22 protein-coding genes and 1 other annotated feature (1 of these 23 cut by a window edge) are annotated in these 22334 nt (G+C 48.5%); of the genes, 10 read left to right on the plus strand and 12 right to left on the minus strand.

Annotated features, from left to right (window positions below):
- The first annotated feature begins 127 nt into the window (after positions 1-127).
- Positions 128-1006 (plus strand): lipoyl synthase, encoded by an 879-nt coding sequence (lipA, locus tag GC097_RS06650; RefSeq protein WP_312875630.1) that lies wholly within the window; start codon positions 128-130, stop codon positions 1004-1006.
- Positions 1007-1045: 39 nt separating this feature from the next.
- Positions 1046-1366, plus strand: a complete 321-nt coding sequence (locus GC097_RS06655; RefSeq protein WP_171682547.1) for a YutD family protein — start codon at positions 1046-1048, stop codon at positions 1364-1366.
- A 367-nt stretch (positions 1367-1733) separates the two neighbouring features.
- On the opposite strand, the gene GC097_RS06660 is transcribed toward GC097_RS06655, so the two are convergent.
- The 4 genes from GC097_RS06660 to spoVV form a co-directional block, all read right to left on the minus strand.
- A complete protein-coding gene (locus GC097_RS06660; protein WP_171682548.1) occupies positions 1734-2546 on the minus strand; it encodes an NAD kinase in 813 nt (270 codons plus the stop codon).
- Between the two features lie 11 nt (positions 2547-2557).
- Positions 2558-3229 carry a PilZ domain-containing protein gene (locus GC097_RS06665; RefSeq protein WP_171682549.1) on the minus strand — a complete coding sequence of 224 codons (672 nt, stop codon included), beginning with the start codon at positions 3227-3229 and terminating at the stop codon, positions 2558-2560.
- Between the two features lie 127 nt (positions 3230-3356).
- Positions 3357-5912, minus strand: a complete 2556-nt coding sequence (gene glgP, locus GC097_RS06670) for an alpha-glucan family phosphorylase (protein ID WP_171682550.1) — start codon at positions 5910-5912, stop codon at positions 3357-3359.
- A 46-nt stretch (positions 5913-5958) separates the two neighbouring features.
- Positions 5959-7197, minus strand: coding sequence for a dipicolinic acid transporter SpoVV (gene spoVV, locus GC097_RS06675; RefSeq protein WP_171682551.1), 1239 nt, complete (start codon positions 7195-7197; stop codon positions 5959-5961).
- A gap of 278 nt (positions 7198-7475) precedes the next feature.
- Between spoVV and GC097_RS06680 the strand changes: the two genes are divergently transcribed.
- Entirely contained in the window at positions 7476-7868 is a 393-nt protein-coding gene (locus GC097_RS06680) for a globin domain-containing protein (protein ID WP_171682552.1), read from the plus strand.
- A 44-nt stretch (positions 7869-7912) separates the two neighbouring features.
- Positions 7913-8614, plus strand: a complete 702-nt coding sequence (locus GC097_RS06685; RefSeq protein WP_171682553.1) for a DUF2225 domain-containing protein — start codon at positions 7913-7915, stop codon at positions 8612-8614.
- 64 nt (positions 8615-8678) lie between these two features.
- Here GC097_RS06685 and GC097_RS06690 read toward each other — a convergent pair whose 3' ends face one another.
- Genes GC097_RS06690 through GC097_RS06700 form a run of 3 tightly spaced genes read right to left on the minus strand, consistent with a single transcriptional unit; the run spans position 8679 to position 10231 of the window.
- Positions 8679-9785, minus strand: a complete 1107-nt coding sequence (locus tag GC097_RS06690) for a GGDEF domain-containing protein (RefSeq protein WP_171682554.1) — start codon at positions 9783-9785, stop codon at positions 8679-8681.
- Positions 9786-9816: 31 nt separating this feature from the next.
- Complete coding sequence (locus tag GC097_RS06695) at positions 9817-10059, minus strand: hypothetical protein (protein WP_171682865.1); 243 nt, start codon at positions 10057-10059, stop codon at positions 9817-9819.
- 7 nt (positions 10060-10066) lie between these two features.
- Positions 10067-10231: a YycC family protein gene (locus tag GC097_RS06700; protein WP_171682555.1), complete on the minus strand. Its 165-nt coding sequence runs from the start codon at positions 10229-10231 to the stop codon at positions 10067-10069.
- A gap of 155 nt (positions 10232-10386) precedes the next feature.
- On the opposite strand from GC097_RS06700, the gene GC097_RS06705 reads away from it, so the two are divergent.
- A complete protein-coding gene (locus GC097_RS06705) occupies positions 10387-12195 on the plus strand; it encodes a M3 family oligoendopeptidase (protein ID WP_171682556.1) in 1809 nt (602 codons plus the stop codon).
- Between the two features lie 96 nt (positions 12196-12291).
- On the opposite strand, the gene GC097_RS06710 is transcribed toward GC097_RS06705, so the two are convergent.
- On the minus strand, positions 12292-13470 hold the full coding sequence (locus tag GC097_RS06710; protein ID WP_312875623.1) for a methyl-accepting chemotaxis protein: 1179 nt from the start codon (positions 13468-13470) through the stop codon (positions 12292-12294).
- Positions 13471-13829: 359 nt separating this feature from the next.
- Here GC097_RS06710 and GC097_RS06715 point away from each other — a divergent pair, with 359 nt between their 5' ends.
- Positions 13830-14198: an O-methyltransferase gene (locus GC097_RS06715; protein WP_171682558.1), complete on the plus strand. Its 369-nt coding sequence runs from the start codon at positions 13830-13832 to the stop codon at positions 14196-14198.
- A gap of 66 nt (positions 14199-14264) precedes the next feature.
- On the opposite strand, the gene GC097_RS06720 is transcribed toward GC097_RS06715, so the two are convergent.
- Together GC097_RS06720 and GC097_RS06725 are read right to left on the minus strand one after the other, a co-directional pair.
- Positions 14265-15314: a FecCD family ABC transporter permease gene (locus GC097_RS06720; protein ID WP_171682559.1), complete on the minus strand. Its 1050-nt coding sequence runs from the start codon at positions 15312-15314 to the stop codon at positions 14265-14267.
- Positions 15311-16333 (minus strand): FecCD family ABC transporter permease, encoded by a 1023-nt coding sequence (locus GC097_RS06725; protein WP_171682560.1) that lies wholly within the window; start codon positions 16331-16333, stop codon positions 15311-15313. Before GC097_RS06725 ends, GC097_RS06720 begins: the two co-directional genes overlap by 4 nt.
- 183 nt (positions 16334-16516) lie before the next feature.
- Here GC097_RS06725 and GC097_RS06730 point away from each other — a divergent pair, with 183 nt between their 5' ends.
- A complete protein-coding gene (locus GC097_RS06730; RefSeq protein ID WP_171682561.1) occupies positions 16517-17512 on the plus strand; it encodes an ABC transporter substrate-binding protein in 996 nt (331 codons plus the stop codon).
- Positions 17513-17636: 124 nt separating this feature from the next.
- On the opposite strand, the gene GC097_RS06735 is transcribed toward GC097_RS06730, so the two are convergent.
- Positions 17637-17873, minus strand: a complete 237-nt coding sequence (locus GC097_RS06735) for an alpha/beta-type small acid-soluble spore protein (protein ID WP_171682562.1) — start codon at positions 17871-17873, stop codon at positions 17637-17639.
- A 157-nt stretch (positions 17874-18030) separates the two neighbouring features.
- Between GC097_RS06735 and GC097_RS06740 the strand changes: the two genes are divergently transcribed.
- The 3 genes from GC097_RS06740 (at position 18031) to ilvD (ending at position 20977) form a co-directional block, all read left to right on the plus strand.
- Positions 18031-18528 carry a hypothetical protein gene (locus GC097_RS06740; RefSeq protein ID WP_171682563.1) on the plus strand — a complete coding sequence of 166 codons (498 nt, stop codon included), beginning with the start codon at positions 18031-18033 and terminating at the stop codon, positions 18526-18528.
- 1 nt (position 18529) lies between these two features.
- A complete protein-coding gene (gene rnhA / locus GC097_RS06745) occupies positions 18530-19177 on the plus strand; it encodes a ribonuclease H (RefSeq protein WP_171682564.1) in 648 nt (215 codons plus the stop codon).
- 114 nt (positions 19178-19291) lie between these two features.
- A complete protein-coding gene (gene ilvD / locus GC097_RS06750) occupies positions 19292-20977 on the plus strand; it encodes a dihydroxy-acid dehydratase (RefSeq protein ID WP_171682565.1) in 1686 nt (561 codons plus the stop codon).
- 59 nt (positions 20978-21036) lie between these two features.
- Here the strand turns inward: ilvD and GC097_RS06755 are convergent, their stop codons facing one another.
- Positions 21037-22092, minus strand: coding sequence for a permease (locus GC097_RS06755; protein WP_216625675.1), 1056 nt, complete (start codon positions 22090-22092; stop codon positions 21037-21039).
- 126 nt (positions 22093-22218) lie between these two features.
- Positions 22219-22334 (plus strand) — a binding site (T-box leader); it runs 154 nt beyond the window's last position.

Here is a 22334-nt window from a genome sequence, read left to right on the forward strand (position 1 = left end):
TGTAAAAAGCTGAGCTGTTTTGGTCCATCCAGATAAGTGTATCACAACTGACAGGCAAAGTGGATTGTTTTGTCGGGCATTCATGATATAATAGCAACATTGAGAAACCAAAAAAAAGGCGGGAAATATAATGCCTACAAAACCATTAGAGAGAAAACCAGACTGGTTAAAAATTAATCTGAAAACAGATGAAAATTTCAAAGAAATAAAATCAATGATGCGTTCCAAGACGCTGCATACGGTTTGCGAGGAAGCCAGATGCCCGAATATTCACGAGTGCTGGGCGAATCGAACCGCTACTTTCATGATTTTGGGCGACATTTGTACGCGTGCCTGCCGGTTTTGCGCGGTTAAGACGGGTCTGCCAACGGAGCTGGATCTGCAAGAGCCGGAACGTGTGGCTGACGCCGCCTTGCAGATGGGACTGCGTCACTGCGTGGTGACCTCTGTTGCGCGCGATGATTTGCAGGATGGAGGCGCGATGATTTTCGCGGAAACCATCAAAGCGATTCGCCGCAAATTACCTCTGTGCACCGTAGAAGTACTGATTCCCGATTTCTTGGGCCGTGAAGAATCTTTGGCTGTCGTCCTTGAGGCGAAGCCTGATATTTTGAATCATAACATGGAGACGGTTGAACGCATGTCAGACCGCGTCCGTTCCAAAGCGAAATATCACCGCTCATTGGAACTGCTTCAGCGCTCCAAACGTATTGCACCGGGGATCCCGACCAAATCCAGCATTATGCTTGGCGTCGGTGAGGAGTGGGATGAGGTGCTGCAGACAATGGACGATTTGCGAGCGGTTGATTGCGACATTATGACAATCGGTCAATATTTGCAGCCGTCCACCAAACATCTGGCCGTATCCCAATATTATACGCCGGAACAGTTCGCCCTCCTCAAAGAAGAGGGAATGAAGCGCGGGTTCAAGCATGTAGAGTCAGGGCCTTTGGTGCGCAGCTCCTATCATGCTCATGAACAGGTTCAAGCCGCATCGAACGTCTAGACAACGAACGGATCATAGAAAGGAGAGCTTCCTAACATCATGATTCATATTGCTAATAAAACATATGAGCTCGTTACCGACCATAAAAATGGCTGGAACTTTGAAGTTTTCAAAGAACGCTTCAGCGAAGTATTAGAGCGTTATGATTATATTGTTGGCGATTGGGGTTACAGCCAGTTAAGGCTAAGAGGTTTCTTTAAGGAAATCCACCCTAAAGCAACGAAGGAAACTTCCATTGCCGCTCTTCAGGATTACTTGAATGAGTACTGCAACTTTGGCTGCGCCTATTTCATTATTGAGAAAGTGAATGGCAATAAGCAGCATCAGGCAGCATCGGAACCTTCGGCAACCACGTCATAAACCGAAAAGGACGCCACTCCAACTCGAGAGAGAAGGATGGCGTCTTTTTTCAGGGACGGCGAAATCTCCGGTTTCCATGCTCTGCTGGAGGAGATGGGGAACTACAGGGCGCGCTATTTGGCTAGAAACAGCACTTAAGGCAAGGGAAAGGGAACTAGGTTCCTCTATTCGACCAATCCGAGCAGTTTGTTCGATCATTGGGGTGATATAAGACCCTGTAGTTCCCCTCCAGCGCCCGAAATTCCGCTTTCCGCCGAAATAAGGGAATGGAGTTCCCACGGATAGGATGGTCGAAGTAGCCCATGAAGCAGTAAGTAAAGAATCACAAAAAAACCGTCAGGATTTTCCTGACGGTTTTTCTTAATACTTACTTTACCTCTAATCCAACAAAAGCTTCGCGAACCCTGTTCCAGAACGGGAAAGGACGGAATCTTGCAAACTTCACTTTGACATGGGAGGCTACACGGCAGCGGATCGAAACGACATCATTGCGCTGCATGTACTTATGATCAAGGGAAAGCAGCATATTTTGCTGAGCTTTCGGATAAATGTCGCAATGATGGTGCTTTGGCAAAATCATAGAGGAGCCAAGCGTTCTATAGACTCTGTTGTTGATAGAAGCAATCTCTGCGATTTGAATGGCTTCCAATGATGGATGGACCATCGCTCCTCCTAAGCTTTTGTTATAAGCTGTACTGCCGGCTGGCGAGGAAATGCAGATACCGTCCCCGCGGAACATTTCGAACATTTCGTCGTTGATGTGCAAACGCGCAACTAGCGATACTTCGATGCCCCGCAGCGTAAATTCATTGAGCGCCAGATGCGTCTCCACGCCTTTGTCAGTCGTTATTTCGATTTCTACAACGGGATACTGAACAATATGAAGCTCCTCAGGGGTGCTCACACTGAACATGAGCGATGCGAGATGGTCTAATTCATTCGGTTTCCAATCTGCAAAAAAGCCCAGATGTCCTGTATGAATACCGACGAAGGCAATATGATCCAGTTGATGTACGTAATTATGAAAGGCTTGAAGCATCGTGCCATCCCCGCCAATGGAAAGGACGATGTCGGGATTCACTTCATCCCGGGGCATGCCTTGCTTGGCTGCGAGCGCATGGAACCGCGCTGTCAACTCTTTGGAGATATCATCGCCTCGTTCAATGACGTTGTATTTCAATCGTTTTCCTCCTATTGAAGCGTGCAGTATTTGTCAATTTCTTGCAGGATGGACTCTGGCGTATGCCGAAATTTGGCAGCGACACGGTATAAATCGTTGCTGAAATTGGTCACCCTAACAATTTCACCATAGGCGGTAATCGGCCCGGGAAACCCTGACAGAATGAAGCTGAACTCCAGAAATAAGGGATAAAAAAGCCGGTTCGTCGTAACAAAAGAAAGACCACCCGCGCTAATATCAAGCAGCTGTCCGGAGAAAGCGACGCCCTTGCGTGCGGATAAGCCGCGAATGCCGACAATTTGAAGCGTGATAGGTGTTCGAAGGGAGAGCTTTGCCCGGTTGTGCTGTCGGTTCTGATGCTGTTGAATATCTTCGGGAATAGAGAGCGTAAGGTAACAAATCGACTTTTTTAATTCAAGTTGTAGAAACTCAACATAGGTATAATATAAAATTCCGCGGTCTTTAAAAGAAAATTCAATAAATGAAACATGTTCAAGTTTGTCGAATGGAAACAGTCCCGAAACTTCTAAACAAACGGTGAACGAGTCTACACCAATTTTATCAATGGAGAAATTATCTTCATAGCAGAACGGCTGCCCATCTTTACATTCACCGACAACAATCAAATGACAGTCCGAATTCGGTGCGATATATGCCAATTCTAGTGCCTTATTCCAATCCATAGCATCACCAAGTGGTTAGATTTGCATTCATGAACGCATGCACATACCGTAAGTCCTCTTTTCATAATAATTTATAAAAGAAAATAAGAAAAGCCCCTAACGGGGCTTTATCGGGGAAATCATACATTTATTGCCAGGATAACGTGCTGGTGACTAATGAAAGCTCAAAGGAGTGGGCAAAGTTTGTCGAAACAGGCCGAACGCGAATGGAAAAATGCGGTCCGTGGATGAGATGTCCGGGAATCGTTGCTTTATAGCTCTGTACTTGCTCCACCAACACACCCGTAGGCTCCATGGCAATGATCCTCTGCTCCCATTTTTCTCCATTGTCCTCATAGTAAATGATTTCCACGGCTGTATCTTGCGGCCAAATGGGGCCGAAATGGACCTGCGCGGTAACTTCCTTCGTAGACGGCTTGATTTCGCTTAAAGGCACTTCGGTCGACAATTTGGCGGAACGGTCATCGATGCCGATGATTTTTACTTGATACCAGTTACTTCGGATAAACTGCTTGTAATCGGCAACCTTCGTCGCTACCTCGTAGTGATTGGCGACAAACAGACGTGCCCGGTCTGCTGTCGGCAAATAGGTTTCTTCCGTATAATCCTGAACCATCCGGTGTGTATTATACACAGGACTCAGCGATTGGATCGAGCGCTTCATCCGGTTGATCCATTGATGAGGGAGATGTCCTTGATTGTAATACAAGGGAATGATTTCTTTCTCCAGGATGTGGTAGATGGATTGCGTATTTTCTTTCTCCTGCACCGCCCAGTCGGCAGAACCTGTTGAACCGATCGCCCAACCGTTCGTCCCGTTGTAGCCTTCCTCCCACCAGCCGTCAAGCACGCTAAAATTAAGAACCCCGTTCATAGCCGCTTTTTGCCCGCTCGTGCCGCTGGCTTCAAGGGGCCTTCTAGGGTTGTTCAGCCAGACATCTACGCCTTGTACGAGGTAGCGGGCCATATGCATGTCGTAGTTCTCAAGCATGACGACTTTGCCTTGGAATTCCTTCATTTGCGAAATGCGGTAAATTTCACGGATAAGCTCCTGACCGGGATAATCAGCTGGGTGAGCTTTGCCGGCAAATATGAATTGGACCGGTCGGTCGGGATCATTGATTAATTTCTTCAGCCGGTACAAATCATTAAATATGAGATTTGCCCGCTTGTATGTGGCAAATCTTCTGGCAAATCCGATGGTCAAGGCTTTAGGATTCAAATACTGTCTGACTTCCGCAATGCGCTCCTCCGATTCTCCGTTGCGCTTGCGCTGCTCCATCAAATTGTGGCGGGCGAAGCGAATCAGGTTATCTTTCAGCTGCTGATGCACTTTCCAGACGGACTCGTCGGGAATGACCTCAACTTGCTGCCATTGATGCCTGTTGCTTTGCTCCTCCCGCCATGTGCCCGGCAGGAAGCGATCCAGTAGCTCTTTCCAACCCGGAGCTGTCCACGTATCCAAGTGAACCCCATTCGTAATAGAGCCGATAGGAACTTCATTAGCATCAATGTGACCGTGAAATTCTTTGAACATATCTCGCGATACTTGCCCGTGCAGTTTACTGACGCCATTGCGCAGTCCGGCTGTATTCAGGGCCAAATGCGTCATATTAAACTGGCCAGTGTGATGGTCAAGTCCGAGTGTGACAATGGCTTGTTTATGGCGCGGCAGCTCATGAAACAGCGGCCCGAGATAGTGCTCCACCATCCCGATCGAGAACGTGTCGTGCCCCGCAGGCACCGGCGTATGGGTGGTGAATACGGTAGCGGAGCGTACGGTTTCCACCGCCACGTGGAAAGGAAGACCCAGATGCAGCAGCTCCCTTAACCGCTCCAGGGCGAGGAAAGCCGCGTGGCCTTCGTTGATGTGATACACATTAGGATAGATGCCCAGCGCGCGAAGCGCCTTAATGCCGCCAATGCCAAGCACAATTTCCTGAGCGATCCGGGTATCTTGATTCCCGCCGTATAACTGAGCGGTGAGCTCTTTGTCTGCCGGACTGTTGGCCTCATGATCGGCGTCTAGTAAATAGATCTGGTTGCGGCCTACTTGCACCTGCCAAATCTGCAAGGTGATGGCGCGGCCGGGCATATCGATTGAGATGGTGCGGTGAACGCCTTCATGAAGAACGGGCGCGATCGGCAGCTTGGCGAAGTCGTACTCAAATAATTCGCTTTGCTGTCCGCCGGATGCATCGATTTTTTGCGTAAAATACCCTTTTTTATACAGCAGGCCGACACCGACTAACGGAATGCCCAAATCGCTTGCCGATTTCGCATGATCGCCAGCCAAAATACCGAGGCCTCCCGAATAGATCGGCAAAGATTCATGAAAGCCGAATTCGGCGGAGAAGTAGGCAACCTGCACATAGCCGCGATCTCCGTGTTGTCTTTGGAACCAGGTGGGACCGTTCAAATAGTCGTCGAATTTGCTCATCACTTGTCGATACTGAGTTAGAAACTCCGCATTATTGCTTAATTCATCGAGCCTGGCATCGTCCAAATCGTAAAGGAGGCGAACCGGATTATGGCCGGCTTGAGCCCATTTTACAGGATCCATTTGTGCAAAAAGCTGCAAGGCATCATGGTTCCAACTGAACCATAAATTGATGGCCAGCTCAGACAAGCGCTCAATCGCAGGCGGCAACGGTTTTGCTACTTTGAGGATGGCGTTTTGCATATCTGGATGTTCACTCCCTTTATGATCAGAATTGTAATTACCCATATTATCTTGTTCCTCCAGCCTTTTCATACACGAGTCTAAGTAAGGAATATGCAGCAAAGAGCCCCGCAATGACTGTAAAAGCAGCCAGGATGGCCGTTCCGCTCACAGGCAGCAGCAGTCTGAGATAGCTGAGAACGGGAGAAGAGGGATCGTATTGCGGCAGGAAAACAGCTTTTGAGCCTCGGAAGACCTGCATAGGCTCCCAAATAACGAGCACAATCGCTGCGGAGAGCAGGGCGTGGATCATTCGCGCAATGAGAAAAGGCATATAGCGTAAGTTGGTATGACTCAACAGGCTGACAATTTGCGCATGAACCGACATGCCGCCCCAGGACAAGATAAAAGCCCCGATCGCGACTTTGCTGGACAGCGCTAGCGCCGCCGGAGCGTTCCCCGCAGCCTTCGCGCCAATCGTCACCTCGAACAGGCCGTTCATGACAGCTTGAGAAAGTTCAAGGGGCAGTCCCGTAAACCGCAAGATGGAATCGATAAGCAGGTACATCGCGTTCATGACGCTAGCTTCGGTTAAGACCGTCAATACGACAGAGAAGAAGACAACAAGTCCACCTACGACGAAAATTAAATTGAACGAGTGAAGGATGGATTGACTGAGAAGCTCGCCTATCGATCTTCCATCGGATAAGCGCGCCGTGTGCATGGAATCGAATGCGCGCTTCCACATGCTGCCTTTACCGGCGCTCTTTTGCTCGGTAGACGGGCTTTTCCTTCCGTGGAATCGCATGATAAGCCCGATCAGGAGGGAGCCTCCATAATGGGCTACAGCCAGAATGATGGCCAATGAGGCATCATGGAAGAAGCCTATGGAAACAGCTCCGATCAAGAAGATCGGGTCAGAGCTTGTTGTAAATGCGACGAGCCGTTCCCCCTCTTCGCGGTTCACGAGTTTTTGCGTCCACAGCTGGGAGGTCAATTTGGCGGCGACAGGGTAGCCGGCTGCGAAGCCCATAGCGACGACGAAACCGCCGATACCTGGGATACGGAACACGGGGCGCATGATCGGATCAAGAAGTGTGCCGAAGAAATGAACGATGCCAAAGCCAAGCAGAATTTCGGAGATCACGAAGAAGGGAAAGAGTGCGGGAAAGAGCACATCCCACCAGATGGAAACACCGCGTAAGGCTGCCTGAAGGCCGGCATGAGGAAACGCAAATAAGCATAGAATAATGGCTATAACGACAAAAGCCATGAGTAACGCCGCGGTAAAGTTTCGTTTCTCCATGGAACTTTTACACCTCCTCCTCAACTATATGAGAGGGATGGGACATACATGCCGGCCCAAAAAACTTAGACTTTGGTACTGTTATGAGAACGGTTTTATGGTAAAATAGGACTAGTACTAGTCTTATATCCTAGGCAACGGGAGTGATTCAAATGACAGGTGTCATTGCCGGATTGGCTGTTTGCATGTTTGTGTTTGTCATTCGCGAAACGCTCATGCCTACAGGTGATGAGGATGTAGAATATTATTAAGTCATTACGAGCAGAGAGGATTTCACCATGTCAGAGCAAGATCGCAGTACGCTTTTTGAATTGATGGGGGGAGCAGAGACGGTTCGCCGAATTGTGGAGGCATTCTATCCGAAAGTACAGAATCATCCCTTGTTGGCACCGTTGTTCCCCTCCGACATCGAACCTGTTATGGATAAACAATATATGTTTTTAAGCCAATTTTTCGGAGGTCCGACCTTGTATTCGGATGTCCATGGGCACCCTATGATGAGAGCCAGGCATATGGCTTTTCCCATTACAGTGGAACGTGCGGATGCATGGTTAGGCTGCATGGCTGAAGCTATGCAGGAAGTCGGCTTGCCGGATGAGCTCCGGGATTTTTTGCTGCAACGGCTGAAAGGCTCCGCTTATCACTTTGTGAACACACCTGAAGATGAATAGTTCTTCTTTCCCACACTTTTTCAGAAATGAGGCGGGGTTTCAAGATGGTTGAACCTTTGTATGAGATTTCAGTGAAATGTACTTATTGCGACAATTCCTTCAAATCGATGAAGGTTCGCCCCAGTTTCAAAAAAGCGAGTAAAACAGACGCCGATTTCTGCGTTCATTATAAGGATATCAACCCCGACTACTATGTGGTGAGGATCTGTCCTTACTGCGGCTATGCGCATACCGAAAACTTTTCAGATAAATGGAAACCGGCTCAACGGGAAACCTTTTACGAGAGAGTCGCGAAGAACTGGTCGGTGCGCAGTTACAGCGGAGAAAGAACGTGGGAAGAAACGATTCAGAGCTATAAGCTGGCCTTGCTCAGCGCGCAGATCAAAGAGGAGAAATCCCGTGTTATTGCAGGACTTCTACACCATTTGGCATGGCTGTACAGAGCCAAAGGGGATTGGGAGCAAGAGAAGCGATTCTTGGCCTTTGCACTGGACGCCTACGTTCACGTATATGAGAATGAAGGTATGGAACTCAATAATGCCAGGCTGATGTATTTAATGGGCGAACTCAACCGCAGATTGGGCCATTTCAATGAGGCGGTCAAATGGTTTTCACGCATTATCAATGACCGTAAGATTATGGATGCCGCGATGATTCGCGCGAGCCGTGAGCAGTGGGTCGTTACCCGCGAAGATATGCTGGCGATTCGTATGGAGCTGCCGGAGGAAATGAAACAAGCTACTTAAGAACTGTGAGTTAAATCAAATGAACGCTTGTCTATGTGATGGGAAATTGCGATCCCTTGCATAGTTAAGCGTTCATTTTTTGATTAAGGGCTTGGATTTCAGTGTAGTGGGTGTAGCGATTTTTCCCTTGATGTTTGGATTCATAAAGGGCTTGGTCCGCTTCATAGATCAATTGAGTCAATTCGGACTGGGTGGATTCCGCGGTAGAAATGCCGATTGAGATGGTAATGGGGGCTGCGATCGACTGATTCTTATCTTGAAATGCTTCAGCAGCCAGAAAGCATAATCGCTGTGCGTATAAGCCCAGCCGGACCGGGTCCGACTCCGTGCAGAGAAGAATAAACTCTTCCCCGCCATATCTTGCAAGGTAATCCTCTTCATGGATATGATGGCGTAGGACATGGCTGATTTCTCTGAGCAGCTGATCGCCCTCCAGATGTCCGAAGAGATCGTTATATTGTTTGAAATTATCCAGATCAATCATCATGATGGACATTTTCCGTTTGAGCAGCGCACTGCTCGCAATCGGCATAAAGCTGCGCAGATTCGGCAGCTTGGTTAGGTTGTCCTGATTGGCTTGCAGCTCCATCTGGCGCTGCATCCGCCAGCTTTTATTCTCGTCATTCACCATCATGATAACCGTGATGAAAGTTGCGGAGATGATGGCCAGCATAAAAAGCTGATCCCCCATATACAGCCAGGACAATCCGCTTATGAAAAGTCCGTGTATCAGCAGACGCATGAGAAAGACATAAGTGCATATTTGAAGCCCATGACGAATAGGAATGTCCAAGAAGCCGCTCTGATATTCTTTATTATGAAACAAGGAGCTTATGAGCGCAGGGGCTAACAGATCTTGGGCGATGTTGAACCACACATGGCTTTCATGCGAAATGAAGCCGAAACCCATCGGTAAGACCGTTGACAGCAGGGCAATCGGCAGCCCATATCGCAGGCCGGCCATGAAGATGGGCAAGGAGCGTAAATCAATCAAACCGAGCGGCTCAGGCAGAGGTTCCAACATCATGATGATACAAGCGAGGCCGGTAAGTAAAGGGGCAAGAAGCTGCTCGAAGGAATCGGCCAGCATCTTGCTGCGAACTTTCATCGCCACGTAATTCAGCGTAATTAACGTGCATGCACTTGTCAAAGGAACGAGATACTCATTCATAGGAACTCTTTCTACTCCTTGCGCTTGAAAGCTACGATTGTTTCGTTCGTATAGCGGTGTCCGCCAATATATAATCGCGGTCTGTGTCGACGAGCGTCAGCTTGTTATGACAGCAGGGGAATACAAGCAGCTTTTTCTTGCCTTCGTGAATGGATTTCAGTTCGTGGACTTTCAGCGGCAGCAGCACATTGGGGCTATGGCAAAACGGACATTCGGCCACATAAACGTCCTTCATAACAATGTCATAAGGCCATGTGTTTGCAAAAGGAAACAGCATTAGCTTACTTCGATTCCGGTTCGCTTTGTTCCGAAGCGGAAGATTTCGCGAGCTCTGCTAATTTTTGAAGTAAAATATGTTGTGGCATATGCATGAGATGTTCCAACGGCACCTTAAGCTGTTCAGCAAGCTTGACGGCTGTTTCTGGAGATATTTGTAACGGTTTCATTGTAGTTGATCACACCATCCTGTTCCGATTTTTTTGCAGGAACTATATTTCATTGAATCATACTTTTTACCTAGAAGCAATGAATAAGATTACGATGATTGCTCCTGATGCGCCGTTTATGATTTAATAAAAGATGGAAAGGAAAGGTGATAGCTTTGCTTCATTTACCTCTTAATCAAACATGGAATTTAGACACTTTTTTCCCTGGCGGAAGCGAGTCTTCTGCGTTCGCAGCTCACCTGAAAGAGCTTCAAGCTTCGATTGCGGCTTTTCAGGAGCAGGTGCGGAGCACGCCATCGCCACAGCAAGCAGAAGATACAGACGGCCTTGCCAAGCTGGTCGAGTTGCTCCAGCATAATTTGAAACATATTCATGAGGCGGATTCTTTTGTAGGCTGTCTGCTCGCCGATAATCAGAAGGATAAGAAAGCGCCGGTATTGAACGGTCAAGTCAAAAGCTTATACGCCGAACATTTGTCATCGCTCACGCATTTCGATCAAGTGCTGACCGGCATTCCGGATGAAGTGTGGTCGGAGATACTGCAGAAAGAGCCGTTCCAAGCTATTGCATTTCCGCTGCATGAACGCCGTGCCTTGGCACAAGAAAAACTGCCGCCTGAACAAGAAGCTTTAATTAATGATTTGGCCGTAGACGGCTATCATGGGTGGGGCGACTTGTATAATTCGACCGTTGGTCAATTCCGTATGCCGGTGGAGGTTGACGGAGAGACCGCCCAGCTTTCGGCAGGTCAAGCATTTAACAAGCTGCACACTGAGAACCGTGAAGAACGGCTGGAGCTTTTCGAGAAATGGGAACAGGCCTGGACGGACAAAGAGGATTACTGCGCAGAGGCGCTGAACCATTTGGCTGGGTTCCGTCTCCAAGTGTACAAATACAGAGGCTGGAACAGCATACATAAAGAGCCGCTGGCGATCAATCGGATGGAAGAGAAAACGCTGAATGTGATGTGGGATGTTATTGACCGCAATAAAGCGATTTTCGTTGACTACTTGAACCGTAAAGCGAAGCTCATTGGCGTCGAGAAATTGGCGTGGGTGGATGTCGATGCTCCGCTTGGCGACTCTTCCAAGAAAATTTCTTACGATGAAGGCGCAAGTCTCATCATCCAGCAATTCGAGCGCTTCAGTCCGAAGCTGGCGGCCTTTTCGGAGCAAGCATTCGAGAATCGCTGGATTGAAGCTGAGGATCGCGCTGGGAAGCGTCCTGGCGGCTTCTGCACGTCATTCCCGATCGCTGGGGAGACCCGTATTTTCATGACGTACGGCGGCACGCTGAACAACGTTTCAACGCTTGCGCATGAGCTCGGCCACGGCTATCATCAGCACGTGATGACGGATATGCCGGCACTCGCGCAAGAGTATGCGATGAACGTCGCGGAAACGGCGTCTACATTCGCAGAGATGATCGTTGCGGACGCGGTTGTGAAGAGCGCTTCTACCGACGAAGAGCGCATGATTTTGCTTGAAGACAAAATCCAGCGGGCTATCGCCTTCTTCATGAATATCCATGCGAGATTCATTTTTGAAACGAACTTCTACGCAGAACGACGTCAAGGTCTCGTTAGCGTGGAGCGCCTGAATGAGCTTATGGTGGATGCTCAGAAGCTTGCTTACAAAGATGCGTTAAGCAGCTATCATCCGCATTTCTGGGCAGCCAAATTGCACTTCTATGCAACCGATGTGCCTTTCTATAACTTCCCTTACACATTCGGCTATATGTTTAGTGCCGGTATTTATGCGAGAGCCGTGCAAGAAGGCGCAGCCTTCGAAGATAAGTATATCTCTCTGCTTAGAGACACAGGTAGCATGAACGTGGAAGAGCTTGCGCAGAAGCATCTCGGGGTCGATTTGACGGAGCCGGATTTCTGGCAAAGCGCCGTCGATATGGCTGTTCAAGATGTGAAGGAATTCATGAGACTGACGGAAGATAAGGTTAAGGTATAAGAGAAAAGGGATGTCCTGAATGTAGAATGATCTACATGAGGGCATCCCTTTTGTGACATAGGCGGATCTCAAGTTGAACCGGTACCATTCGTAGATTTATAGCTTGAACACTTGAATCGTCTGCTGCAGCTGTGTCACGACACGTGTCATTTCCTCAGCTTGGGAGACGATGCCTTGTACGGTAGCAATCTGTTCATTCATGGATGCCGAAACCTCTTGCGTACCGGCAGCGGATTCCTCGGTGATAGCCGAGATATTTTCCATGGCGGCCGCGATTTGTTCGGAGCTGACCAGCATCTGTTCGCTTTCTTCCGCAAAACGTGTGATTTCTTCCGAAATAAAGCCAACGCTGTCGACAATTTGGGAGAATACGATTTCCGTTTGACCGATCAGCACGGTCTGCTTCTTAACGACATCCTCGTTGACTTGAATGCTGCGAATAGCTTCCTGGATGCCTTGCTCGATGGTTTTCACGAAACCGAATACTTCACGGGTAAGGGAAGTGGATTCTTCAGCAAGCTTGCGTACTTCCTGTGCGACGACAGCAAATCCCCGGCCGTGTTCGCCTGCTCTGGCCGCTTCGATGGAGGCGTTAAGGGACAGCAGATTCGTTTGTTCGGCAATCTCCGAAATGGCGCGGGTTACATTGGTGATGCCAGCCGCTTGACGAGCCAACAAATCGATAGTTTCGGAAACTTGCTGTGTCACTTCCACGTTGCGCTTCATTCCGACCCCCTGGCTTTCAACGGAGGTGCGGCCTTTCTCCACAAGGGTCATCATCTGATCCGAGCGCTGTTTCATTTCTTTGGCAGATCCTGCGTAGTTGACAATCTTCCCCTCAATGTCTTTGGAGGTAACTGAAACACCGGATACTTCTTCTGAGATTTGTCCGGCGCCTGCAGCCAGCTCGTGGGCTGAAATGCTGACTTGTTCCAGGACCGTGCGGAAGTTTTCATTTTTGGAATAAATGTCACGGCTTGTTTGAAAAACTTGTTTGGAAATAGAGCCGGTATCCCGAAGAATATCACGGAGCTTATCAATCATTCTGTTAAAGGATTGGCCTAGCTGGCCAAGGGTATCATCAGAGGTAACCGTCACTTTTTGGGAAAAATCGCCTTTGGAAATATTAAGCGCAATCCGGGATAAGTCGGCTACAGGCTCCGTCAATTGGTTCTCAAACCATTTAATGAAGGGGTAGCTTAAGGCGAGAAGGATAATCAGGAAAATAATTCCTAGTAAGCGGTTCCACTCTGTAGAAAATGTAAGAACAAGCATAAATACACAGTTTAATCCAATCAGTGCATAGCAGCCTAACTGTAACTTTTTTCTAAAAGATAGGGTTGACATTTTATCCAATCTGACCGACTCCTCGCGAAATTTGTTGTCTAAGCAGGAATAATGAACTATTTTTGAAAATTATACCATTGAATCTGGAAACATTCTACACCAATTCGACAAATATCGTTCGCATTCGTATACATATAGGGATAAATATTAAGAAAATGTTAAGAAAAGTAAAAATTGCACGAATATTTAAATAAATTGTTGAATTATGTAAAAAGTATAGATATAATAGGTTTACATTGATAATTTACATAATAAGTAAAAACTTTATATCTTTAGGGAGGGAAATGATGAGTCTGGATTCAATGTCACTTGCAAGACAGATTGATTTGGTGTTTAGGAGGATTAGGGATGAATTGTCCCATGTGAGTTCAGGTACGGTATTTGTTCATATCCGCAACAATGAAATCGGTAAATTCGGTGTGAAGCATCTGCCGTTTGAAAGTAAGGACGGCGTGCTGCCGGAGACGGCGGTTAAGGGGCTAACCGAGTTGCAGTATCAAGCTTTTCGGCAGATGGCGCTGGAGTCGCTGAAGCGGAAGAAGAGCTGGACACATGGTGAGATCTTCTTCGATTTTACAGTCAGACACAATATGTTGTCGGCAAGTATCACGTTCGAAAGCAATTATAATATGGCTAGTTTAGCCAAAACGATTTAGCACTTATCCTATACGAGCAAACACCCCAGTCATCTCTATGACCGGGGTGTTTGTTTATCGAGAGCATTATCCGCGATTTCTGCTGCGGTATAAGACGTAGATGAACAAAGGCGCTCCGATGGCTGCTGTGAAAACGCCTGCCGGAATATCGAGCGGCTTGAACACGAAACGTCCAGCCAGATCCGCAAGAAGCAGGAGTAAGGAACCCGTCAACGCGGAAACGGGAATCAGCGAGCCGAAGCTTGGTCCTACGAACTTGCGGGCAATATGAGGAGCCATGAGGCCGATGAAATTAATGGCCCCACCAAAGGCTACTGCAGCGCCGGACAGTGCTACGCTCAAAATAATGAGCAGAAAGCGCTGGCGCTGCACGCTGCTTCCCACATTCCGGGCGATGTCTTCACCTAAGGATTGTACGGTAATATGCCGCGCATACAAGAAGATTACCGGGATTAGGATTCCGACCCATGGAAGAAGCGGATATACGGCTTTTTGCCACGAGACGCCGTAAATGCTCCCTGTCATGAAGGTTAAGGATTGATTCGCGAGAATGATCGGTCCGGAAATCATCATCAGATACGAGATTGCGCTCATTGCCGCAGTAAGGCCTGTGCCGATCAGGACGAGCCGAAGCGGGGTGATGCCATTTTTCCATGAGAAGAAGTAGACCAGCAAGGTGGCGGCGAAAGCGCCGAGAATAGCGGCAACAGGCAGCCAGTGAATGCTGATTTTATCAGAGAAAAAGAAGAAAAAGGAAACCGCGCCGAGCGTAGCCCCACCTGTTGAGCCGATGGTATCCGGCGATGTTAGCGGATTTCGAACGATGCCTTGCAGGATGGCGCCCGCAACGCCGAGCGATGCGCCGATCAAAACGGCCACTATCACCCTAGGCAGTCGCAACGATCTGACAATCATATTGCTGGGATCAGTCCCATAACCGAATACGGCACGTACGACCTCTACGGGCTTGATATAGATGCTGCCGATTCCAGTACTTAGAATCATGACGATAATGACGGACAAGAGTAATAACAGGGTTACAAGGACTGATTTCTTACTGACCATATAAGAGAAGCTTTTGCTTCGAAGCGTGACATATCGATTGGAATGACTCATTTCAGCAGTCCCCCTTTGCGAGCAATGTAAATAAAGAAGGGAACTCCAAGAATGGCTGTCGTTACACCTACATGAACTTCCTTCGGCATGACGATGAAGCGGGCAATGATGTCCGCGCCCACGAGCAAAATACCGCCAAGAACAGCGCAGTAAGGAATGACCCAGCGATAATCGATCCCGACAAGAAACCGGACGATATGCGGGATGATGATGCCTACGAAAACAATCGGGCCTGCGACGGCGACAGAGCCTCCGGCCAATACAACAATGACGATGGCGGTAATGAATTTCACGTAAATCGTGCGTTGTCCGAGCCCTTTGGCCACATCGTCCCCCATGGACAAGATGTTGATGTGCGGCGAAAGAAGAAACGCACAGACCCATGCGATCAGGATATACGGATAGACGGATTGAAGCATAGCCATTGTCCTGCCTTCGATCGATCCGACAAGCCAATAAAGAACTTGGTCAAATGCTTTACCGTTTCCAAGCAGGATACCTTGTGTAAGCGATGCGAAGAAGGCCGTCATGGCCGAGCCGGCTAACGTAATTTTCATAGGGGTTAAGCCGTCTTTGCCCAATGAGCCAAGTCCATAGACAAGAACTGAGCTCACGGCAGCGCCCAGAAAAGCAATCCAAGTGAACTGCGAGAGACTGGACACATTGAAAAATCCGACAGATAGCACGATGGCAAAGGCTGCGCCTGAATTAATGCCAAAAATACTTGGTGATGCAAGCGGGTTCCTTGTCATTGCCTGCATGAGCGCCCCTGCAACGGCCAAGCTTCCGCCAACGAGTGCGGCGATTAAAGCTCTTGGAATACGCACGGTTTGAATAATGATAGCCTCGTTCGAAGGCTTCGCCGCATGATCGAAAGATTGCATGACCTGGGCCCATGAATAGGAGCGCAGACCGAACCTGACGCTGCAAACCATCAGCCCGGCAAGCACGAGGAGAGCTGCGAGCAGTCCGATACTTTTATACAAATGATATTGACGTTCTTTGTTTGAATAATCCATGATGATTGCCCTGCTTCCTTATTAGCTGCTTCATTTATTTTAATGAGAACGGCAATTGAAGTCAACGATTTTGAGAATCATTATCAATTTCGATTGACAGATTTTCTAAAACCGAGTACGATAGGTTGGCTAGATAATGATAATCGTTATCATCAATAGATCGTGTGGAGGGAACATAGTCAGATGTTTGGGAAAAGTAAACAACTAAGAAGAGCTTGGACTCTTGTTGCCATTCTGTTTGTAGTATCCATTGTTTTAACTGCGTGTGGGGAAAAGCCGGGCTCACAGCCAGCAGCGTCCGCAGCACCGCAAGAAACAGCAAAGTCGGAAGGTCCTCGTACGATTAAGCATGCGATGGGGGAAACCGCTGTACCTGCGCACCCGCAGCGTGTTGTTATTTTGACGAATGAAGGAACAGAAGCCCTATTAGCTCTAGGCATTAAACCGGTCGGCGCCGTCGAATCCTACTATGGAAGTCCATGGTTTGACCATATTAAAGCTGATATGCAAGGTGTTACAACTGTTGGCGGGGAGTCACAGCCAAACCTGGAGTTAATCGCATCCTTGAAGCCCGATTTAATCATTGGGAACAAAATGCGCCATGAGAAAGTGTACGATCAACTTAAAGCGATTGCTCCAACGGTGTATTCCGAGACATTGCGCGGTGAGTGGAAAAGCAACTTCGCTCTATATGCCGATGCCTTAAATAAGAAAGCCGAAGGCGATAAAATTATCGCGGCCTTTGATAAACGGATTGACGATTTCAAAAGCAAAGCAGGCGATAAGCTGAAAGAGAAAGTCGCTGTCGTTCGTTTCATGGGTGGCAAAACGCGATACTACTACGGCAATATGTTTACCGGCGTTATTTTCAAACAAATCGGTTTTGACCGTTCGGATGCGAAAAGCGATGAGAAATCGTTTGAAGACATTACCAAGGAACGCCTGACTGAGCTTGATGCGGCAGACCGCGTGTTCTACTTTACGTATGAGACCGGTGACGGCAAAGGGACGAAGCAAGAGCAGGAATGGATGAATGACCCGCTCTGGAAAAATCTCAAAGTGGTGCAAAACAATAAATTAGTGAAAGTCAATGACGCGACATGGAATACAGCCGGCGGTGTGAAAGCGGCGAATATCATGTTGGATGATTTGTACAAGATCTACGATATCAAGCCTTAATAAATGAGAGGACTGCTTATTGCAAGCAGTCTTTTTTTGTATAGACGCAAAAAAGAGGGCTTCCTTTTCAGTAGACTGGCTACTTGAAGGAAAGCCCCCGTTCGTTTAAGTATAGGAGAGGTTGTTATCTGCTGAATCTGTTAGCGCTGCTGCCTGCTAGCTGTTGTTCAGCGATTTGAACAAGTCGACGTGTGATGTGGCCCCCAATAGAGCCTGTATCACGGGACGTCATGTAGCCATAGTAGCCGTCTTGAGGAATCTGGATACCTAGTTCTTGAGCAACTTCGAATTTCATTTGATCCAAAGCTGCTGTAGCTTGTGGAACAACTAAAGTGTTGCTGCTGCGAGATTGTCCTGCCATCTGATATCACCTCCAGTAATAGGTAGTATAATCTCTTTTGCAAATAATACTCATGCTGATTTCTGGAAATTTCCACCAAGCGCATATAAAGCTGAAAAGCAGGATCGGACAGTCTTTGTTATAATAAGAAAAGCAACGGGAGATCGGAGGCGGAATGATGTTTGAACTATCGGTAAAGGGCTGGTCCCTGGATAAGGATTTGCAAATCATACAAGCGGATGTCCGCATGGCGGTGGAAGACAGCCTTCTTATCGAAGAGCCGCTATGCATCGATGTAGGGCTCCCTGCGCTCTTATACAGTGCGCTGCATGACACGGCGCCGAATCGGTTTGCCCCGCCCGATCAATGGGAGCAAATGCCTTTCTTCGTATGCGGCTGCGGAGATCCGGAGTGCAGAGGATTTTCGTTCGTCGTCCATCATTTGCCGGACGAAGAAGTGGAGCTCATATCCGTTGAAGAGCGCACCAACGGGACGTACCGCGAACTCGAGACCCACCGCATCTCTGCCGATCGTTACAGGAAGCAGGTATTAGAGATCGGGGAAACCTACTTGGCGTTTATCCAAGGTTTGGATTATAGGCCCTATTTTGCCGATACGGTGAAAGTGGTTGAAGGGCTCGTACATCAATTACATCAACAACGACGGAGTGAATAGGATGGCAGCAGTGAAATATTATGTCGTTTGGGTGGGGCATCAACCCGGGATCTATCGATCGTGGGCCGATTGTCAGGCACAGACGAAAGGGTATCCGCAAGCGAGATTTAAATCGTATGAATCAGAAGCGGAGGCTCGTCAGGCTTTGGAAAAGGGCTGGCAGAAATCGCTGAATTTCGGAGGGAAATCAGGAGCGGCGTCTGCTTCCGGGGGCAAGTCAGCTACCCCTGAGACCGCTCCGGAAGTGGACTATGACAGTCTATCCGTCGATGTCGGGTGCTCCGGGAATCCGGGCATTGTGGAGTACAAGGGCGTCGATACGCGAACCGGCAAGATTTTGTTTTATCAAGGTCCTATTGCCAAGGGCACGAACAACTTGGGTGAATTCCTTGCCATTGTGCACGGATTGGCGTATCTGAAGAAGCAGGGCAGCAGCAAAACCATTTATACGGATTCCGTGACGGCTTTAAGCTGGATTCGTAAAAAGGAAGTTTCGACCAATTTGGTCCGGGATGCCTCAACGGAGGAGATTTGGACGCTTGTGGACCGGGCGTTGAAGTGGCTGCGGACCAACAGTTATACGAATAAAATCGTGAAATGGGATACGAAGAAGTGGGGAGAAATCAAGGCTGATTTTGGCAGAAAATAAGCTCTTGCTTTTACATTGACGCGTCAGTACACTAAAGGAAGAAATTTGACGAAAAGTATGATATGATAGATTCATTGTTTTTACAAAAGAATTGTAATCTAGGAGGAATAGAGAATGGCTCATCCAAAACAGCGTAGCGACATGATTAAAAAAGGGTTCGACCGCGCTCCGCACCGCAGTTTGCTGCGTGCAGCCGGTGTGAAAGAGGAAGATTTCGGCAAGCCGTTTATTGCGGTTTGTAACTCTTATATAGACATTATTCCCGGGCATGTTCATTTGCAAGAATTTGGAAAGCTTGTGAAGGAAGCGATTCGTGAAGCAGGCGGCGTTCCTTTCGAGTTTAACACGATCGGTGTTGACGACGGTATTGCCATGGGTCATATCGGCATGCGTTACTCTTTGCCAAGCCGTGAAATTATTGCCGATTCCTTGGAAACGGTTGTAAACGCACACTGGTTCGATGGTCTTATCTGTATTCCTAACTGTGATAAAATTACGCCTGGCATGATCATGGGTGCGCTTCGCGTTAACATCCCTACGATGTTAGTCAGCGGTGGCCCAATGAAAGCCGGTAAAGATAAAAACGGTAAATCCATTTCCTTGTCCTCCGTATTCGAAGGCGTAGGAGCTTTCCAAGCTGGTAAATTGGATGAAGCAGGTCTGGAAGAGCTTGAACAATACGGTTGTCCGACTTGCGGATCCTGCTCCGGCATGTTCACAGCCAACTCCATGAACTGTTTGGCAGAAGGCCTTGGCCTTGCGATGCCAGGGAACGGTACGATCCTGGCTGTTGCCGAAGAGCGCAAGCAATTCGTGAAAGACTGCGCGAAGCAATTGATGACATTGATCGAGAAAGACATCAAGCCTCGCGATATCGTGACAATTGAAGCGATTGACAACGCGTTTGCGCTTGATATGGCGATGGGCGGTTCCACAAATACCGTGCTTCACACACTGGCTATCGCTGCTGAAGCAGGCATCGATTACCCGATTGCGCGTATTAACGAAGTGGCAGAGCGCGTTCCTCACCTTGCCAAAATCGCTCCGGCTTCCGACTATCACATTGAAGATGTGCATTTAGCCGGCGGTGTCAGTGCGGTTATTAATGAACTTTTGAAAAAGCCGGGCGCATTCGACGGAGACCGTCTGTCCGTTACCGCCAAAACGCTGCGTGAGAACGTCGCTGGCTGCGAAATTCAAAATACGGACGTTATTCGTCCGCTTAGCAACCCGCACAGCGAAAGAGGCGGACTTGCTGTACTGTTTGGAAACCTTGCTCCTGAAGGCAGTATCGTGAAGGTCGGAGCGGTAGATAAATCCGTAGGCGGACGTCACGTAGGTCCTGCGATCTGCTTTAACTCCCAAGACGAGGCGCTGTACGGCATCGCTAACGGCAAAGTGAAAGAAGGCCATGTTGTCGTAATCCGCTACGAAGGACCGAAAGGCGGACCTGGTATGCCGGAAATGCTGGCTCCTACATCCCAAATCGTCGGTATGGGTCTCGGCGCGAAAGTTGCCTTGATTACGGACGGACGTTTCTCCGGGGCATCCCGCGGTATCTCCATCGGCCATATGTCTCCTGAGGCGGCTGAGGGCGGACCTCTTGCTTTCGTACAAGACGGCGACATTATCGATGTGGATATGGATGGCCGCAAAATCGAATTGCAAATCAGCGATGAAGAGTTTGCGAAGCGCCGCGAAAGCTGGACAGAGTTCGAGCCGAAAATCCGTACCGGATATTTGGCGCGCTACACCAAAATGGTGACGAATGCAAGTGCCGGAGCGATTTTGAAAATCTAAATGTTAGTATGTTAAACGGCCAGGGCTAAATTGCCCTGGCCGTTTTTTGATATGTCTTTTCACAAAAAGAAGTGCATAAAAAGCAAAGAACCTGTGAAAACCGTTACAGCAACGACGATGGATAACGTGAGCACGAAGCGCGCTTTGAATATAGAGAGCAGCATCAGCGTGCTTTTGACATCGATCATCGGACCGAATACGAGGAAGGCCAGCAGGGAGCCAGGAGAGAACGTCTTGGCGAAAGAAGCGGCCACGAAGGCATCCGTCGTAGAGCATAGAGAGAGCAAATAGGCAAAGCCCATCATAAACACGTGAGAGACTAGAGTGCCTTGGCCAATTTCGGATAAACTGTCTTGGGCGACGAAGGTTTGGATCAAAGCGGTTAAGAATGCGCCCAGCATTAAGTATTTGCTCATTTCGAACAGCTCGGATGTGCCGTGACTGAGCATCGTGGCCAACCGGCCGTCACCATGTGCGTGATGGTGGCCGTGATGATGTTCATGATCGTGGCTATGGTCGTGGCTGTGGCTGTGATCATGATCATGGTGATGATGGGCGTCATGGTTATGCGCGTGGCGTAACGGGCTGCTCTTCAAAAATCGCGTCAGCAGAAGCCCGACGATTAACGCGACGCCAAAGGTGAGCCCCATGCGCGAATAAGCCATTGCCGGCTCGCTGCGGAAAGCCATGAAGGTCGAGGCGAAAACGATCGGATTCAGAATCGGCCCGACGAGAATGAAGATGACGGCAATGTACACGGGCATGCCTTTGCGCATGAGCCTGCGAACGAAAGGAATCATGCCGCATTCGCAGAGCGGGAACATGATTCCCAGCGCGCAGGCAAACAGGACGCCTCCAAGCGGATGCTTAGGTGTCATTCGCCGGATGAAAGCTTCAGGAATGAAGTTTTCAACGACGGTAGAGAGAAGGACACCCATGAACATGAAGGGGAGGGCGTCGAGAAAAATGTCCATAAAGGCGGCAAAGACGAGCCTGGTATCTGTCAGAATCAGCCCAATCGGAGGAGGCTCTCTCGTCGTTACAATAAGGATGAGCAGAAATGCGCAAATCACCGTGGAGACCGGAAGACTCCACCGGTACAGTGTTGATGACAATTCGTTGACCCCCCTCTGTCCGTGAATGGAAGGATAGTATGTTACCTATCCTATGTCCATGCATGGCGAGATAGGACAAAGACCTTGGTTGACATTGAAAAGTCAAGGTGTATAATTATATAAAATCAATAAGCGATGACAGGAACAAGTACGTTTGTCTCCCGTTTCTCAGAGAGCCGGTGGTTGGTGCGAACCGGTGAAACGATCAAACCGAATGGATCCTTGAGCTTGAGGCTGAACAC

The sequence above is a fragment of the Paenibacillus planticolens genome (genome assembly GCF_013141725.1).
Taxonomy (GTDB): domain Bacteria; phylum Bacillota; class Bacilli; order Paenibacillales; family NBRC-103111; genus Paenibacillus_E; species Paenibacillus_E planticolens.

Bases quoted from the DNA above. Each gene is read 5' to 3' on its own strand.
- GC097_RS06710 (WP_312875623.1), bottom strand. From the start codon at position 13,470: ATGCTTGTTCTTACATTTTCTACAGAGTGGAACCGCTTACTAGGAATT.
- GC097_RS06665 (WP_171682549.1), bottom strand. From the start codon at position 3,229: ATGGATTGGAATAAGGCACTAGAATTGGCATATATCGCACCGAATTCG.
- spoVV (WP_171682551.1), bottom strand. From the start codon at position 7,197: ATGGAGAAACGAAACTTTACCGCGGCGTTACTCATGGCTTTTGTCGTT.
- ilvD (WP_171682565.1), top strand. From the start codon at position 19,292: ATGGCTCATCCAAAACAGCGTAGCGACATGATTAAAAAAGGGTTCGAC.
- GC097_RS06685 (WP_171682553.1), top strand. From the start codon at position 7,913: ATGGTTGAACCTTTGTATGAGATTTCAGTGAAATGTACTTATTGCGAC.
- GC097_RS06680 (WP_171682552.1), top strand. From the start codon at position 7,476: ATGTCAGAGCAAGATCGCAGTACGCTTTTTGAATTGATGGGGGGAGCA.
- GC097_RS06720 (WP_171682559.1), bottom strand. From the start codon at position 15,314: ATGAGTCATTCCAATCGATATGTCACGCTTCGAAGCAAAAGCTTCTCT.
- GC097_RS06740 (WP_171682563.1), top strand. From the start codon at position 18,031: ATGTTTGAACTATCGGTAAAGGGCTGGTCCCTGGATAAGGATTTGCAA.
- GC097_RS06700 (WP_171682555.1), bottom strand. From the start codon at position 10,231: ATGAAACCGTTACAAATATCTCCAGAAACAGCCGTCAAGCTTGCTGAA.
- GC097_RS06655 (WP_171682547.1), top strand. From the start codon at position 1,046: ATGATTCATATTGCTAATAAAACATATGAGCTCGTTACCGACCATAAA.
- GC097_RS06735 (WP_171682562.1), bottom strand. From the start codon at position 17,873: ATGGCAGGACAATCTCGCAGCAGCAACACTTTAGTTGTTCCACAAGCT.
- GC097_RS06690 (WP_171682554.1), bottom strand. From the start codon at position 9,785: ATGAATGAGTATCTCGTTCCTTTGACAAGTGCATGCACGTTAATTACG.
- GC097_RS06715 (WP_171682558.1), top strand. From the start codon at position 13,830: ATGAGTCTGGATTCAATGTCACTTGCAAGACAGATTGATTTGGTGTTT.
- glgP (WP_171682550.1), bottom strand. From the start codon at position 5,912: ATGCAAAACGCCATCCTCAAAGTAGCAAAACCGTTGCCGCCTGCGATT.
- GC097_RS06730 (WP_171682561.1), top strand. From the start codon at position 16,517: ATGTTTGGGAAAAGTAAACAACTAAGAAGAGCTTGGACTCTTGTTGCC.
- rnhA (WP_171682564.1), top strand. From the start codon at position 18,530: ATGGCAGCAGTGAAATATTATGTCGTTTGGGTGGGGCATCAACCCGGG.
- GC097_RS06725 (WP_171682560.1), bottom strand. From the start codon at position 16,333: ATGGATTATTCAAACAAAGAACGTCAATATCATTTGTATAAAAGTATC.